This window comes from Amycolatopsis benzoatilytica AK 16/65, from assembly GCF_000383915.1.
Lineage (GTDB): Bacteria > Actinomycetota > Actinomycetes > Mycobacteriales > Pseudonocardiaceae > Amycolatopsis > Amycolatopsis benzoatilytica.
On record NZ_KB912942.1, the window covers coordinates 3,764,032 to 3,779,660 of the forward strand.

Annotated in this window: 14 protein-coding genes; 1 reads left to right on the forward strand and 13 read right to left on the reverse strand. The window is 71.2% G+C overall.

Annotated features, from left to right (window positions below):
- Positions 1–8: 8 nt before the first annotated feature.
- Positions 9–3,170, reverse strand: coding sequence for an isoleucine--tRNA ligase (ileS, locus tag AMYBE_RS0117150; RefSeq protein ID WP_020660620.1), 3,162 nt, complete (start codon positions 3,168–3,170; stop codon positions 9–11).
- Positions 3,171–3,944: 774 nt separating this feature from the next.
- The gene (locus AMYBE_RS0117155; RefSeq protein WP_020660621.1) at positions 3,945–5,288 is read right to left on the reverse strand and encodes an MFS transporter; all 1,344 of its coding nucleotides are present in this window, start codon (positions 5,286–5,288) and stop codon (positions 3,945–3,947) included.
- Positions 5,289–5,352: 64 nt separating this feature from the next.
- Between AMYBE_RS0117155 and AMYBE_RS0117160 the strand changes: the two genes are divergently transcribed.
- A complete protein-coding gene (locus AMYBE_RS0117160) occupies positions 5,353–6,093 on the forward strand; it encodes an ArsR/SmtB family transcription factor (RefSeq protein WP_020660622.1) in 741 nt (246 codons plus the stop codon).
- A 123-nt stretch (positions 6,094–6,216) separates the two neighbouring features.
- Here AMYBE_RS0117160 and AMYBE_RS0117165 read toward each other — a convergent pair whose 3' ends face one another.
- The 11 genes from AMYBE_RS0117165 to AMYBE_RS0117215 all read right to left on the reverse strand — a co-directional run bounded on the left by AMYBE_RS0117165 (position 6,217) and on the right by AMYBE_RS0117215 (position 15,597).
- Positions 6,217–6,825, reverse strand: coding sequence for a hypothetical protein (locus AMYBE_RS0117165; RefSeq protein WP_020660623.1), 609 nt, complete (start codon positions 6,823–6,825; stop codon positions 6,217–6,219).
- A gap of 150 nt (positions 6,826–6,975) precedes the next feature.
- The gene (gene wag31, locus AMYBE_RS0117170) at positions 6,976–7,827 is read right to left on the reverse strand and encodes a DivIVA-like cell division protein Wag31 (RefSeq protein WP_020660624.1); all 852 of its coding nucleotides are present in this window, start codon (positions 7,825–7,827) and stop codon (positions 6,976–6,978) included.
- Between the two features lie 52 nt (positions 7,828–7,879).
- Positions 7,880–8,152 carry a YggT family protein gene (locus tag AMYBE_RS0117175; protein ID WP_020660625.1) on the reverse strand — a complete coding sequence of 91 codons (273 nt, stop codon included), beginning with the start codon at positions 8,150–8,152 and terminating at the stop codon, positions 7,880–7,882.
- A 114-nt stretch (positions 8,153–8,266) separates the two neighbouring features.
- Positions 8,267–8,839 carry a cell division protein SepF gene (locus tag AMYBE_RS0117180; RefSeq protein WP_020660626.1) on the reverse strand — a complete coding sequence of 191 codons (573 nt, stop codon included), beginning with the start codon at positions 8,837–8,839 and terminating at the stop codon, positions 8,267–8,269.
- A gap of 89 nt (positions 8,840–8,928) precedes the next feature.
- Positions 8,929–9,759 carry a YggS family pyridoxal phosphate-dependent enzyme gene (locus AMYBE_RS0117185; RefSeq protein ID WP_020660627.1) on the reverse strand — a complete coding sequence of 277 codons (831 nt, stop codon included), beginning with the start codon at positions 9,757–9,759 and terminating at the stop codon, positions 8,929–8,931.
- Positions 9,760–9,857: 98 nt separating this feature from the next.
- Positions 9,858–10,571: a peptidoglycan editing factor PgeF gene (pgeF, locus tag AMYBE_RS0117190; RefSeq protein ID WP_020660628.1), complete on the reverse strand. Its 714-nt coding sequence runs from the start codon at positions 10,569–10,571 to the stop codon at positions 9,858–9,860.
- Between the two features lie 151 nt (positions 10,572–10,722).
- On the reverse strand, positions 10,723–12,036 hold the full coding sequence (gene ftsZ, locus AMYBE_RS0117195; RefSeq protein ID WP_020660629.1) for a cell division protein FtsZ: 1,314 nt from the start codon (positions 12,034–12,036) through the stop codon (positions 10,723–10,725).
- A 229-nt stretch (positions 12,037–12,265) separates the two neighbouring features.
- Positions 12,266–13,033, reverse strand: a complete 768-nt coding sequence (locus tag AMYBE_RS0117200; RefSeq protein ID WP_020660630.1) for an anti-sigma factor — start codon at positions 13,031–13,033, stop codon at positions 12,266–12,268.
- Positions 13,030–13,620 (reverse strand): ECF RNA polymerase sigma factor SigK, encoded by a 591-nt coding sequence (gene sigK, locus AMYBE_RS0117205; RefSeq protein WP_020660631.1) that lies wholly within the window; start codon positions 13,618–13,620, stop codon positions 13,030–13,032. Before sigK ends, AMYBE_RS0117200 begins: the two co-directional genes overlap by 4 nt.
- Positions 13,613–14,338, reverse strand: a complete 726-nt coding sequence (locus AMYBE_RS0117210) for a DUF1365 domain-containing protein (protein WP_027927744.1) — start codon at positions 14,336–14,338, stop codon at positions 13,613–13,615. Before AMYBE_RS0117210 ends, sigK begins: the two co-directional genes overlap by 8 nt.
- Positions 14,332–15,597: an NAD(P)/FAD-dependent oxidoreductase gene (locus AMYBE_RS0117215; protein ID WP_020660633.1), complete on the reverse strand. Its 1,266-nt coding sequence runs from the start codon at positions 15,595–15,597 to the stop codon at positions 14,332–14,334. The genes AMYBE_RS0117210 and AMYBE_RS0117215 overlap by 7 nt, the downstream gene beginning before the upstream one ends.
- Positions 15,598–15,629: the final 32 nt, after the last annotated feature.

Here is a 15,629-nt window from a genome sequence, read left to right on the forward strand (position 1 = left end):
GCTCGGCATCACGCCTTCGCGACTGCCACGCGGACCTTCACGCCCTCGCCGACCGTGCCGTCGAAGCCTTCGGTCACCTCGCCGTACGACACCGACGTCGCCAGCGTCTCCGCCGCCACGAACGTCTCGTGCGTCCGCACCGCCGCGACCACGTCTTCCGGCGCGTCCACGGTCAGCGTCACCCGGTCGCTGACCTCCAGTCCGGCGTCCCGACGGGCCTGCTGCACGACGCGAACCAGGTCGCGCACCACGCCCTCGGCCGCCAGCTCGTCGGTCACCACGGTGTCCAGCACGACCAGCCCGGCGCCGCCCGGCAGTTCCGCCGCCGCGCCGCCGCCGGCCGCGACCAGGCGCCGGTCGTACTCGCCTTCGACCAGTTCGACGCCCGCCGCCACGACCGCGCCGGCCGCGTTCGTCGTCCAGTCGCCGGACTTGACCGCCTTGATCACCTGCTGCACGGTCTTGCCGAGACGCGGCCCGGCCGCCCGCGCGTTCACCGCGACCTCGAACGTGCCGTGCGCGGCGACGTCAGTGGTCAGCTCCACCGACTTCACGTTCACTTCGTCCCGCAGGATGTCGGTGAATTCGCGCAGCGGCTGGACGTCTTCCGCGGCGACCACGAGCTTCGCCAGCGGCAGCCGCACGCGCAGCTTGTTCGCCTTGCGCAGCGCCAGCGCCGACGACGCCACCTGCCGCACCTTGTCCATCGCGGTCACCAGCGCCGCGTCGGCAGGCAGGTCGAGCGCGTTCGGCCAGTCGGTCAGGTGCACCGAACGGCCGCCGGTCAGCCCGCGCCACACCGTCTCGGTGGTGAGCGGCAGCAGCGGCGCGACGACCCGGCAGGTCACCTCCAGCACGGTGTGCAGGGTGTCGATCGCGTCCTGCTCGCCCGCCCAGAACCGGTCGCGCGACCGGCGGACGTACCAGTTCGTGAGGACCTCCAGGAAGTCCCGCACCGTCTGGCAGGCGCCGGCGATGTCGTAGCCGTCCATCGCGGCCTCGACGTCCGTCACCAGCTCATGCGTCTTCGCCAGCACGTACCGGTCCAGCAGGTGCTGGGAATCGGTCCGCCACTGCCCCTGCTTGCCGTCCGCGTTCGCGTACAGGGCCAGGAAGTAGTACGAGTTCCACAGCGGCAGCACGGCCTGGCGCACCGCGTCGCGAATCCCCCGGTCGGTGACGACCAGGTTGCCGCCCCGCAGGATCGGGCTCGCCATCAGATACCAGCGCATCGCGTCGGACCCGTCGCGGTCGAAGACTTCGTTCACGTCCGGGTAGTTCCGCAGCGACTTCGACATCTTCTGGCCGTCGGAGCCGAGCACGATGCCGTGCGAGATGCAGGTGCGAAACGCCGGCCGGTCGAACAGCGCGGTGGCGAGCACGTGCAGCAGGTAGAACCAGCCGCGGGTCTGCCCGATGTACTCGACGATGAAGTCGCTCGGGTAGTGGTGCTCGAACCACTCGCGGTTCTCGAACGGATAGTGCACCTGGGCATACGGCATCGAGCCCGAGTCGAACCACACGTCGAGCACGTCCGGCACCCGGCGCATCACCGACTTGCCGGTCGGGTCGTCCGGGTTCGGCCGGGTCAGCTCGTCGATGTAGGGCCGGTGCAGGTTGTCCAGCCGCACGCCGAAGTCGGCCTCCAGCTCGTCCAGAGAGCCGTAGACGTCGATCCGCGGGTACTCCGGGTCGTCCGAGCGCCAGACCGGGATCGGCGTGCCGAAGTAGCGGTTGCGGGAGATCGACCAGTCGATGGCGTTCTCCAGCCACTTGCCGAACTGGCCGTCCTTGACGTTCTCCGGGTACCAGGTGATCTGCTGGTTCAGCTCGACCATCCGGTCCTTGAACTGCGTCACCGCGACGAACCAGGACGACACCGCGCGGTAGATCAGCGGGTTCCGGCAGCGCCAGCAGTGCGGGTACGAGTGGTCGTAGGTCTCGTGCCGCAGCAGCACCGCGCCCTGGCGCTGCGCGCCGCCGGTGCCGTTCTTGAGGTCCTTGACGATGTTCGGGTTCGCATCGAACACCTGCTGGCCGGCGTAGTCCGGCACGGTGGCGTCGAATTTGCCGTGGTCGTCCACTGGCGTCACCGGGGCGATCCCGGCCGCGTCGGTGACCACCTTGTCCTCGGCGCCGTAGGCGGGCGCGATGTGCACGACGCCGGTGCCGTCCTCGGTGGTGACGTAGTCGGCGGACAGCACGCGGTGCGCGTTCTCCGTGCCCACGAAGTACGGGAACGGCGGCGCGTAACGGGATCCGAGCAGCTGCTCGCCGGTGTAGCGCGCGACGACGGCCGGCTCCTCGCCGAGCTCGCGGGCATACGCGGCCACCCGTGCTTCGGCGAGCAGGTAGCGCTTGCCGTCGCTTTCCACCACGACGTACTGCACCTCGGGATGCACCGCGGTGGCGAGGTTGGACGGCAGCGTCCACGGCGTCGTGGTCCAGATCAGGAGATAGGTGCCGTCGAGCTCGTTGTCGTTGCCCTCCAACCGGAAACCGACCGTGACGGCCGGGTCCTGCCGGTTGCGGTAGACGTCCGCGTCCATGCCCAGCTCGTGGTTGGACAGCGGCGTCGCGTCGCGCCAGCAGTACGGCAGGACCCGGTAGCCCTCGTAGACGAGTCCCTTGTCCCACAACTGTTTGAACGCCCAGAGCACCGACTCCATGTAGGTGACGTCGAGCGTCTTGTAGTCGTTGTCGAAGTCGACCCAGCGCGCCTGGCGGGTGACGTACTCGCGCCACTCGTCGGTGTAGCGCAGCACGGACTCGCGCGAAGCCTCGTTGAACTTCGCGATGCCCATCTCTTCGATCTCGGACGTCTCGGTGATGCCGAGCTGCCGCATCGCTTCGAGTTCCGCGGGCAGGCCGTGGGTGTCCCAGCCGAACCGGCGCTCGACGTGCTTGCCCTTCATCGTCTGGTAGCGCGGGACGATGTCCTTCACGTACCCGGTGAGCAGGTGCCCGTAGTGCGGCAGGCCGTTGGCGAAGGGCGGGCCGTCGTAGAAGACGTACTCGTTGTCGCCGTTCGCACCGGCCGGGCGCTCGTCGATGGAAGCCTGGAAGGTCCGGTCGCTCTCCCAGTACTCGAGGACGCTCTTCTCCAGCTCCGGGAAAGACGGCTGGGACGGGACCGTGGTCTCTCCGCCCGGCGAAGCCTGGGGGTACATCCGGGTGCTCCTCGCGTTCGTCGCTCGTACGGGCGACCGGCGGCCGCCCACACGGGGACGAAACGCTCGCGCGTCACGCGGTACCACCCCGTTTGCCCGGCGCACTGCTCCCGGGCCACTCGTTCGGCGGCTGTCACGGGCCGCACCCGTCCGGTTCTACTGAGGGCTCGCGCCCGGTTCTTCCGGAGGCTCCCCGGTGATGGCCGGATCGACGCCTTGCTGACTCCAGGTTAACCCGTCGCCGCAACCCGCTTTCCGCCTGCCCGGCGCTAGTTGCCCGGACGGGGCGGCGACGCCGGCGGAAACCCCCGCGGGCAACCGGCCCGGTGAGGGCCACTTCGAGGCCGGAACCCAGCTTTCGCAGGAGTCGACCGAACCGATCCGCCGCCCCTGAACCCCGACTGCCGCAACCAGCGTGACCGCCCCAATGCCACATTGGGTGCGTCACAAGCACCCAATGCCACATTGGGTGCATCACAAGCACCCAATGCCACATTGGGTGCATCACAAGCACCCAATGCCACATTGGGTGCATCACAAGCACCCAATGCCACATTGGGTGCGTCACAAGCCCCCAATGTGGCATTGGGGCGCGGGCTGGTCGGGTCACAGCGGACCAGTGCCATCCGGAGGTTGAAGTGCCGCGGGATCTTCGGCGCCTCGACTATCCGGTAGCCCGGCACCTGCTCCGGGCTTTCGCGGGAGGCGACGAAAGCGGTTCGCCTCCCCCGGACCCACCCGTCCGCGCCCCTGTATCGAACGTCGTCCCACGGATCAGCTCACCCGAGCTAGCCGCTTGCCCCGATCCCGCCCGCGCACGGTCACCGCCGCGAGCGCCGCGGCTGCCGCCCACAGGCCCGCCGACACGAACCCCAGCACATGCAACCCGTGCTCGAACGCGCCGCGCACCGCCGGTTCCCCCGCCACCGCACCGAAAACCGCCACGCCGAGCGCGCCGCCGGCCTGTCTCGCGGCATTGTTGACGCCGCCTGCGATCCCCGCCCGTTCCCCTGGCGCGTCCGCCACCGCAGCGGTCACCACCGCCGCCGTCAGCAGGCCCATTCCGACGCTCAGCACGAGCAGCGTCGGCAGCAGCGTGCCGTATCCGGTGCCGGGGCCGATCCGGAGCAGGTTCAGCATCGCCGCCGCGCCGAGCAGCAGCCCGGCCAGGATCTGCGGCCGCGGGCCGAACCGCGCGGTGAGCCTGCCGGTGACCGGGCTGACCAGGACGAGCGGCAAGAACATCGGCAGCAGCGCGATCGCCGCGGCGATCGGGTGCGCGCCGAGGACGTCCTGCAGGTACAGGGTGAACACCAGGACCGAGCCGAGGCCGACGAAGTTCATCGCCGCGGACACCAGGTTCGCGCCCGCGGTCTGCCGGGAACGCAGCAGCGGCAACGGCAGCATCGGTTCCGCCGAACGCGTTTCCACGATCACGAAGGCCGCCGTCGCGACCGCGGCGACCAGCCCGGCCCACGGCGTTTTCGCGATCACCGCGTAGACGCCCGAACCCAGAGCCAGCGCCGCCGTCGCCGCGCCGGGCAGGTCGACGCGGCCCGGCTTGCGGACGTCGCGCGGCACCAGCCGGCGAGTCGCCACCGCCGCCGCGGCGACGATCGGGACGTTCAGCCAAAACACCGGCCGCCACCCCGCCGCCTGGACCAGAAGCCCGCCCAGCAACGGCCCCGACGGCAGCGCCAGCGCCGAAACCCCGGCCCAGACGCCGAGCGCCTTCGCCCGCTCCTCGCGCCCCGGGAACGTACCGGTGAGCACCGCCATCGTGCCGGGAAGCAGCAACGCCGCCCCGACGCCTTGCACCGCACGGCCCGCGACCAGCCAGCCCGCCGACTCGGCGAGCCCGCACCCGGCGGACGCCGCCCCGAACACCCCCAGTCCGGCGAGCACCACCCCGCGGTGCCCGAGGACGTCGCCGAGCGCTCCCCCGGTCAGCAGCAGCGCGGCCAGGACGACGGAGTAGCCGACGACCACCCACTGCAGCTGCGGGAGGGTGGCGTGCAATTCGCCGCCCAGGGTGGGAAGGGCGACGTTGACGACGGTGACGTCGAGCTGCACCAGGAACATCCCGGCGCACATGGTGAACAGGATCGCGGTGCGCATAGGTCCAGCAGACCTCGGGAACGCTTCCGTCGCGGTGGAAGTGTGCGAGGGGCATCCTGGACGGATGGAAGGAGACGCCGACATCGCCCGCACCGCCGCCCTGTTCGCCGATCCGGCGCGGGCCCGGGTGCTGATGGCGCTCGCGGACGGCCGGGCGCTGGCCGCCTCGGTGCTGGCGAGCGAGGCCGGGCTCTCGGCGCAGGGCGTCAGCTCGCATCTGTCCAAACTGCTGGCCGCCGGCTTGGTGACCGCGGAGAAATCCGGCCGCCACCGGTTCTACCGCATCGCCGGGGCCGCCCCGGAACTGCTGGAAGCGCTGGCCCGGCACTCCCCCGCCCGCGCGGTGCGCTCGTTGCGGGAAGGCACGCGAGCGGAAGCCCTGCGCACCGCGCGGCTGTGCTACGACCACGTCGCCGGTCGGCTCGGCGTGACCATCACCGCGGCGCTGCTGGACCGGGGCGCACTGGCCACTGTGGACGGTGACCCGACCACCCGCCGCCGCGCCGGGGACCGGATTTCCTCGCAGCTGCCGGAACATCCGTACGTACTGGGACCCGCCTCGGCCGAGGTGTTCGGGGAGCTGGGAGTGGACGTCGCGATGGCGGCGGCGGGGCGGCGGCCACTGCTGCGGTTCTGCCTGGACTGGACCGAGCAGCGACATCACCTCGCCGGTGCACTGGGCGCGGCGGTGACCGAACGGTTCATGGCGGCCGGGTGGCTGCGCTCGCGAGCGAAGGCACACCGGGCGGTTCAGCTCACCGATAGCGGGAGCGCCGTGCTCGGGGACGTGCTCGGCGTTTCGTGAGCGGCAACGCCGTGCTCGCGGACCTGCTCAGCGTTTCGTGAGCGGCAACGCCGTACTCGGGGGTCTGCTCAGCGTTACCTCAGCGGCAACGCCTGTCCTCCCCGGCCGACCGCTCGGGCCGGGTCAGCGGTGCGCAGCCGCCAGCACTCCGTCCGGACCGCAGCGGGCGCACGGTGTGAAGCCGAGCTGGCGCGCCTCGCCGACACCGATCGGGATCGTGTCGCGGCCGGACAGCCAGCCGCAGTCGACCAGGTGGTAGCGCGGGTACTCGTCGACGACCACGACCTCGTCCTCGAGTTCCTTGACCACCGCGAGGTCTTCCGCCGCGGTCTCCTCCTCGCCGGGCGGGGTGTCGCGGGCCGCCTTCGCCTCCGCCGCCGCGGGCTCGGCGGTCACGTCCGGATGCGGCACGTCGGCCGGGTCGCCCAGCTCTCCGGTCTTCGGGATCAGCGCGGTCTGCTCGGCTTCTTCTTCGGCGGGCACGTCCGCCGTCACGTCCGTGTCCGCGGCCGAGTCCGCCGGCTTGTCCTCGTCCTCGTCCGCCGCCGCTTCGGGCTCCGCATCCGATTCGGGCGCGCGCCTGCGCCGGCGCAGCCAATCGACGAGCAGCAGCAGACCGGCGAGCACGGACAGCCCGATGGAGACCCAGGCCCACAGCGAAGTGCCCGTGACGAGGGCCGTGACGAGCAGCCCGAGAGCCGCCAGCACCAGAAGAAGGACGATGTAGAGCACGCTGAATTACAGCACGTGCCGCCCGCGAGAGGGGCGCGACCCGCCCACGCGGCGTACCACGACGGTTTCCCACCGTGGCCGTGCCGACCGCGGGCACGCCGAAACCCCGCCTGGTCCACAGAGGACCGGGCGGGGTTTCGCCGGATCAGATCAGCCGGCTTCGGCGCGCGGGCCGAACGAGTAGCCCTGGCCGCTGCCGCCGGTCGAGGACTGGTTCGAGCCGGACGACGCGGAGGCCGGGGCCGCCGAGCCGCGGTCGTCGAGTTCGCGCAGCTGGGACTCGAGGAAACCGCGCAGCCGGGTGCGGTACTCCCGCTCGATCGTGCGGAGCTCTTCGATCTTCTTGCCCAGAGCGCCCTTCTCGGCGTTCAGGTTGTTCATCGTCTCGGTGTACTTGCGCTGCGACTCGCGTTCCATCGTGGTCGCCTTGTCGCGCGCCTGGCGCTCCAGCGTCTCGGCACGCGTGCGCGCGTCGTTCAGCATGGTCTCGGCACGAGTACGCGCCTCGTTGACCATCGAGTCGGACTTCGCCCGGGCGTCGGACAGCAGCTGCTCGGACTTGGTCCGCGCCTCCGCCAGCATGCCGTCGGACTCGGTCTTGGCCTCGGCGGTGAGCCGGTCGGCCATCTCCTGCGCCAGGCCGAGCACCTTGGCCGCCTGGACGTTCGGCTCGCCGGCGTCCGGGACCATCGAGTGCGCCTGGGTCTGCTCCATCGCCGAGGCGGGAGGCGGGACCGGCGCGAGCCGACGCGACGGCTCCGGGTCCCGTGCCGGCGGCGGGCCGGCGACCTTCGCGTTCTCGAGCTCCGAGCGGGTCGACTCCAGCTCGCGGTCGAGCTGCTCGACCTGCTGGCGCAGCTCGTTGTTGTCCTCGATCAACCGGGCAAGCTCGGTCTCCACCAGGTCGAGGAACGCGTCCACCTCGTCCTCGTTGTAGCCCCTCTTGCCGATGGGCGGCTTGCTGAACGCGACGTTATGCACGTCAGCGGGGGTCAACGACATCAGATCACCTCACGCACTCCATGGACTGCTGTCAGCACCCGGGTTTCCCCGATCACCTGGGCGTCAGTTGCATCGCGAAGAACACAACCAACAGCAGCACCATAATCGACAAGTCCAGTCCTACGCCGCCGATCCGGACCATCGGAATCATCCGGCGGAACAACCGCACCGGCGGGTCGGTCACTGTGTAGATGGTCTCGAGCGTCACCGCAACCCCTCCGGCGGGACGCCATTCGCGCGCGAAGGTGCGCACGAGCTCGACCACGATCCGGGCCGTGAGCAGCAGCCAGAAGGCAAACAGCACGTACCAGATCGCAAGCCACACAGCAGTCACGGGAACCACTCTAGCGGGCGACAGCTCGATAACGCGCATCAAGCCGTCCGCCGGGCCGCATAGTCGACTAAATCACGTCTTGCTGCGCCCAGCGGTCCGATGTGTTCACCCGCGCAGGAACAATCCGCCCTCGGCGATCCGCCTGCGGTCCTCGGCGGTCACGTCGACGTCCGGCGGCGAGAGAAGGAACACCTTGTTGGTGACCTTGTCCATCGACCCGCGCACGGCGAACGCCAGCCCCGCCGCGAAGTCCACGATCCGCTTCGCGTCCGCGTTCTCCATCTCGGTGAGGTTGATGATCACCGGAATGCCCTCGCGGTAGTGCTCGCCGATGGCGCGCGCCTCGATGTAGCTCGTGGGATGCAGGGTGGTGATCCGGCTCAGCGGGTCCCGCGACGGGGCGGGGACCGGCTCGGCCACCGGCCGCAGCCGGGCCACCGGCTCCGGCTGCCGGTCGACCGCGAGCGCGCCGTGCGTGGTCGGCTCGGCAGTGACCGAGCGTGACCGCACTCGCGGGACCGGCTCCTCGTACCCGTCCTCGACGTCGCGGTAGCGCGACCGGGACCGGGCCGGGGGCTGGTCGTAGCCGTCGTCGTAGTCGTCGTACTCGGCCTCGTAGCCGTCCTCGTCCGCGGGCACCATACCGAAGTAGGCCTTCAGCTTCTGCAGCGCGCTCATGCCTCTCCCTAGCCCTTGCGACCCTCGGCGCTCCCGCACCGTTGTGCCCCGCCCGGCCGGACACTAAACGTGACCGGCGGACGGACTCCCTACGGCGAGGCTAAACCGCGGCTGCCGAGCAACGCGGTTCCGACACGCACACACGTCGAGCCGTGCCGGATCGCCTGGTCCAGATCATGGCTCATTCCGGCGGACACTTCAGCCGCTTCCGGGTGCTCCGCCCGGACTCTTTCCGCAGCCAGGGCCAGCCGGGCAAAAGCCGTGCCCGGGTCTTCCCCCAGAGGGGCCACCGCCATCACGCCACGCAACCGCAACTCCCCCGTGTGGGTGATGTGCGCGGCGAGGGCGTCGACGTCGTCCAGTGCGGTGCCACCGCGTGCGACGTCCCCGTCGAGGCTCACCTGGACCATCACGTCGAGCGGCCCGCTGCGCTCCCCTGCTTCGCGGGCGGCGGCGACCGCACGGGCGAGCGCGTCGGCGAGGCGGACGGAGTCGACCGACTGCACCTCGTCCGCCCAGCGGACGACCGAGCGGGCTTTGTTCCGCTGCAGCCGCCCGACCATGTGCCAGCGCGGCTTCGCGTCCGGACGGAGCGCGGCGACCTCGGCCGCCTTCGGACCGGCTTCCTGGTCGCGGTTCTCGGCGAGGTTCAGCAGGCCGAGGTCGGTCAGGAGGGCGGCGTCGCTCGCCGGCCGGGTCTTGGTGACGCCCAGCAGCCGCACTTCGCCGCGCTCCCGGCCGGCGGCGGCGCAGGCGGCCGCGATGCGTTCTTCGACCTCGGCCAGCGCGGCGGCGAGTTCTTCCCGCCGGACAGCGAGCGCCTCGGCGGCTTCGTCGCTTTCGCCGTTCGCTTCGCCCCCGGCCCCCGCGTCCGTGAGGGGCCCCTTGCCGGACTTAGATTCCCTCAAGGGGCCCTTCACGGACGCTGATTCCGGCAAGGGGCCCTTAACGGACGACATCGTCTGGTCCTCGGCCGATCCACGGCCCGTATCCGCCGCGCCGTCCCCCGGCCGCCCGGTCACGCTGTCTCCTCTTCCAGCCAGGTGATTCCCGCGATCCGCCCGGTCGTCCCGTCGCGGCGGAAGCTGAACAGCGTCTTGTCCTCCGCCGTGCAGCGCGGGTCCGCGCCGACCCGGCCCACGCCGAGGTCCGCCAGCTGCTGCCAGAGCCCGGCACGCAGGTCCAGCCCCGTCGTTCCCTTCCGCGTCTTGCACGAACTCCCCGGCAGATGCTTCTCGACGTCGGCCGCCATCGCGGCCGGCACCTCGTAGCAGTCGCCGCAGATCGCCGGGCCGAGCAGGGCCTCGACGCGGGCCGGATCGGCGCCCAGGTCGCGCATCGCCGCCAGCGCGGCCGGCAGCACGCCCACCCGCGCGCCGACCCGGCCGGCGTGCACCGCGGCGATCACTCCGGCTTCCGGATCCGCCATCAGCACCGGCACGCAGTCCGCGACCAGCACCACCAGCGCGACGCCCGGACGATCGGTCACCAGCGCGTCGGTCGCCTCGGCGGCCGAGGTCTCGCTGCCGTCCACCACGGTCGCGGTGCGGCCGTGCACCTGCTCCATCCAGGCCAGCCGGTCCTCGGCGAGGCCGAGTTCGGACGCCAGCCGCTTGCGGTTGGCATACACGTCTCCCGCGTCGTCGCCGACGTGGTCGCCGAGGTTGAAACTGTCGTACGGCGGCCGGGATGCCCCGCCCGCCCTGGTCGTGACGATTCGTCGTACGCGCACCCTGTCATCCTGCCAAAACCCGCACCCGGCGCCCGGCCCGAGCCTCGGGAGTGTTCGTCCCGGTCCTCCCCGGCGCCGACGCTCCCGAGAGCCGGGCATACGACAGCGGCCGCCCCGAACATGTCGGGACGGCCGCTGCCGAGGTTCCTGCTTACCGCCGCATGAACGGCGGGACGTCCACGTCGTCGTCGGTCGGATCGTCGTGCACCGTGGTCGGCCTGCTGGGCAGGCCGCCGGTCGCCGAGCCGGACCCGATCGGCGAGTAGCCGCGCGAGCCGCCGCCGGGCTGGGGCAGGCCGCCCGGCGGGGTGCCGGCGCCGGGCTGCGGGAGCCCGGGCTGCGAGGTGCGCGGCGGCGCGACCGGGTAGCCGGAGCTGCCCGCGGGCGGCACCGGGGTGGCCCCGGTCTGCGGCGGGGACGACTGGCCGGAGCCGCCGACCTGCCCGGCCGACGCGGACGCCGTCCCGTTGCCGCTCTTGCCGCTGAACGCCGGCGGGTCGAGCTTCTTGTGGGTGGGCGCGCCGGCGTCGAAGCCGGCCGCGATCACCGTCACCCGGACCTCGTCGCCGAGCGAGTCGTCGATGATCGTCCCGAAGATGATGTTCGCGTCCGGGTGCGCCGATTCCTGCACCAGCGACGCGGCCTCGTTGATCTCGAACAGCCCGAGGTCCGAGCCGCCCGCGATGGACAGCAGCGCGCCGTGCGCCCCGTCCATCGACGCTTCCAGCAGCGGCGAGTTGATCGCCTTCTCCGCGGCCTGGATCGCCCGGCCCTCGCCGCGCGCCGAGCCGATGCCCATCAGCGCGGAGCCCGCGCCGGACATGACGCTCTTGACGTCGGCGAAGTCCAGGTTGATCAGGCCCGGGGTGGTGATCAGGTCGGTGATGCCCTGGACACCGGACAGCAGCACCTCGTCGGCGGAGCGGAACGCGTCCATCAGGGACACGCCGATGTCGCCGAGCTGCAGCAGCCGGTCGTTCGGGATGACGATCAGCGTGTCGCACTCGTTGCGCAGCGCCTGGATGCCTTCCTCGGCCTGCTTGCCGCGGCGCTTGCCCTCGAAGGTGAACGGGCGGGTCACCACGCCGATGGTGAGCGCGCCGAGCTTGCGGGCGATCTGCGCGACGACCGGCGCGCCGCCGGTGCCGGTGCCGCCGCCCTCGCCCGCGGTCACGAACACCATGTCGGCGCCCTTGATGACCTCTTCGATCTCTTCCCGGTGGTCCTCGGCCGCCTTCTGCCCCACCTCGGGGGCGGCGCCGGCGCCGAGGCCGCGGGTCAGTTCCCGGCCGATGTCGAGCTTGACGTCGGCGTCGGACATGAGCAATGCCTGCGCGTCGGTGTTCACCGCGATGAACTCGACACCTTTGAGGCCGACCTCGATCATCCGGTTCACGGCGTTCACGCCGCCGCCGCCGATGCCGACGACCTTGATCACCGCAAGGTAGTTGTGCGGGGGCGTCATCGGGTCCGCCTTCCTGATCGTGATGTGCACATGCCGCCCGCCGGGGCCGGAAACCCTCAACCTCAACCCGAGAGTGAGAGTTATGTCAACCACCGGCGTCAAGGCAGGACGGTAGGCGCCGCGCAAGCTCTAATCCAGTAGCCACGCCGTGCTGCGGCAAAGGTGTTTTGCCACAAGGCGAACCCGCGTGCAAGGCCGGCACCCGCCGCCAGGCCCGTCGTGGGGTCTGCTATGCGGGCACCGACGCGATCAGCACGACGTCCTTCGACGGCTTGCCGGTCGGCGATCCGCCGGCCTGCTCCACGCTCACCGCGAACTGCTGCGCACCAGCCAATCCGTCCGCCACGACCAGCGAACCCGAGGGCCCGCCAGGCAGCAGCCCGGCCGGTCGCGGGGCGAGTTCGGGACCCATCAGCCAGGCTTCGTAGACCTGTCCGGCCGGCACCGGCGGCAGCCCCGACTGCAGGAACATCACGCGGTCGAGCTGGTGCGACACCATCACCGTGCCGCCGCCCCCGTGCGGCGCCGCGACGTGGACGGTCTGCGCGTCCGGCGCGGCGAGCAGTTCCGCCACCGGCAGGTACCGGTTGCGCGCGTCGTCCAATTGGGACTGTGCGCTGTGCAGCTGGCTGCTGGTGTTCAGCGCGACGGCGCCGAACACGCCGGCGAGCGCGAGCCCGATCACCGCGGCGGCCGCCGCGAACAGCATCGGCCAGCGACGCGGGCCGCGGGTCCGCTCCTCCGGTTCGGCCTGCCCGGTCCGCGGCGGCAGCTGGGGCGTGGTCCGCATTTCCGCGAGCACCCGGTCCTTGAATCCGGACGGCGGCTGCTCGTCCATCGCCGCGCCGAGCCGGGCGGCGGTCTCGCGCAGCTCCCGCACTTCCTGCGCGCAGGCTTCGCATTGTTCGAGATGGCGGCGGAACTGCGCGGCTTCGGTCTCCGACACCGCGTCGAGCGCATAGGCACCCGCCAAGGTGTGCATCTCCGGACTGGTCACGCCGTCACCCCCAAGCAGTCGCGCAATCGGATCAGCCCGTCACGCAGTCTGGTTTTGACCGTTCCCTGCGGGGTCTCCAGCACGTCGGCGACCTCGCGATAGGTGTAGCCCTGGTAGTACGCCAGCAGAACGGATTCCCGCTGCAATTCGGTGAGCGCCTTCAGGCAGCGGCGCACCGCCGAGCGCTCCAGACGGGTCGCGACCGATTCGGCGACCTCGTCGAACGGACGGCCGCGCGCGGCTTCGAAGGTGGCTTTTTGCTCTCGTTCGGTGCTCGCCCGCGCGGACCGCACCCGGTCCACCGCCCGCCGGTGCGCCAGCGTCATGGCCCAGTTCAGGACGCTGCCCTTCTCCGCGGAGTAGCGCGTGGCGGTCTTCCACAGTTCCACGAGCACTTCCTGCGCGACCTCCTCGGACTGCGCGGGATCCCGCACGATGCGGCGGACCAGTCCGTAGACCGGGCCGGCGAGCTGGTCGTAGAGCCGCTCGAAAGCCCGCTCGTCGCCCTTGGCGACCAACGCCATCAAGTCCTCGGCCCCGGCCGGCACCGCGGCGAGCGGTTGGCTCTCGCGAGCGTTCTCATCCATGGCAGGCTCCCGTGTCGAACGCGGTCCGGGCGGTGATCGGCGCGCGGCGGCGCCACAGGGCGAGACCGTGCCGGCGGATCAGCGCGGACACCCGCTGCGGCTGCAACGGCCGGCCCAGCAGGTACCGCGCGAGGGTGCGCGGTCCGATCGGACGGCGGACTCCCCGCAGCGTAGCGGTCAGCGCCGGCTCGCCGTCGTGGTGCAGGACGACGGTCAGCGCCAGCAGTGCGTCCGGGCGCGGCAGATGCATCCGGTACTCCCCGGTCATCGGCTGGAACGGCGACACGTAGAACTCCTTGTCCGCCCGCAGCTCCTCGCCGGGACGGAGCAGGTAGGCGTGCCTGCCCCGGTAGGTGTTGTGCACCTCGGCCACGACACAGGCGAGCTCGCCGTCCGGCGTGTGGCACCAGTAGACGGTGATCGGGTTGAACACGTACCCCAGTGCCCGCGCGGACGCGAGCATCACGACCGGCCCGCCTCGCAGATCCACTCCATGGCGCGCCAGCCAGCGGTCCAGCTTGGACCGGATGTCGCCCGGCTCGTCTCGGGCGAAGTGATCGCGCCCGTCGAACCGGGCGAACGGGCGGAGCCAGCGCGGGAGCTGCGGCAGGTCGTCGAGATCGGCCAGCCACAGGTACATGCGGTGCGCGAAGGAGTAGCGCGGACCGGCGCGGCGGACGTGCGCGACGGTGGCGTCGTAGAGGGCAGCCGTCACCAGCTCACCCCGAAACTGGCCGCCGCGCGGACGCCCGAGGAGCAGCCGTCCTCGTGGAACCCCCAGCCTTGGTACGCGCCGGCGTAGGCGAGCGTGCCGTCGTTCAGCTCCGGCAGCCGACGTTGCGCGGCAACGGATTCCGGCGTGTAGACCGGGTGCTCGTAGGACATCTTCGCCACCGCCGAACGGGGCTGCTCGCCCGGGTTCAGGGTGACCGCGTAGGTGGTCGTCTCCTCCAGCCCCATCAGTCGGTTCAGGTCGTAGGTGACCTGGACGGCGTTCAGATCCGCGCCGCAGGAGGGCGTCCGGTAGTTCCACGACGCCCGCGCGGCAGGAACGGTGGGCAGCACGGCGGGATCGGTGTGCAGCCAAGCTTCGTTGCGGGAGTACCTGAACGCGCCGAGCAGTTCCCGCTCGGCCGCGGTGGGATCGGCCAGCAGCCGCAGCGCCTGGTCCGCGTGCGTCGCGACCACCACGCGGTCGACGCGGTGCGGAGTGTCCGCGTCGTCGCGCACCTCGACGCCGTGGGCGGTCCGTCGCACCGCGCGTACCGGGGTGGACAGGTGGACGGCCGTCAGCTGCTTCGCCGCCCGCTCGACGTACTCCCGCGAGCCGCCGACGACCGTCCGCCAGGTCGGCGAATTCCCGACGGTGAGCATGCCGTGGTTGCGAAGGAACTCGAACAGGTACCGCGCCGGGTACCGCTTGGTGTCGGCACGGTCGGCCGACCACACGGTGGAAACCAGCGGCAACACGAAATGGTCGACGAAGTACTGCGAGTACCCGCCGATCGCCAGGAACGCACCGAGCGGGACGTCGCCGGCGTCCGGCCGGTCCAGCAGCCGCGCGGCGTGCCGGTGAAAGCGTTTCACCTCGGCCAGCATCATCAGGTAGCGGGCCGACCCGGCGTTGCGCCGTTGCGCGAACAGACCGGACAGCCCCTTCGCCCCGGCGTACTGCAGGCCGCAGCCGTCGCAGCGGATGCTCATCGACATTTCGGTGGCGCGGGTGCGGACGCCGAGCTCGTCGAACAGCCGGATGAGCGTCGGGTAGGTGCGCTCGTTGTGGACGATGAACCCGGAGTCCACGCCGACCGTTCCGCCGTGCGCGCTGGGCACGTCGTGAGTGTGGGCATGTCCGCCGAGCCGGTCGTCGGCCTCGAACAGCAGAACCTCATGGCGGCGCTGCAGGAGGTACGCGGCGGTGAGGCCGGCGACCCCGCTGCCGATGACAGCGATGCGTTGTCCCGTGGTGTGGTGCACGACGGGGATTCGGCGCCGGTCCCGCCGCGGAT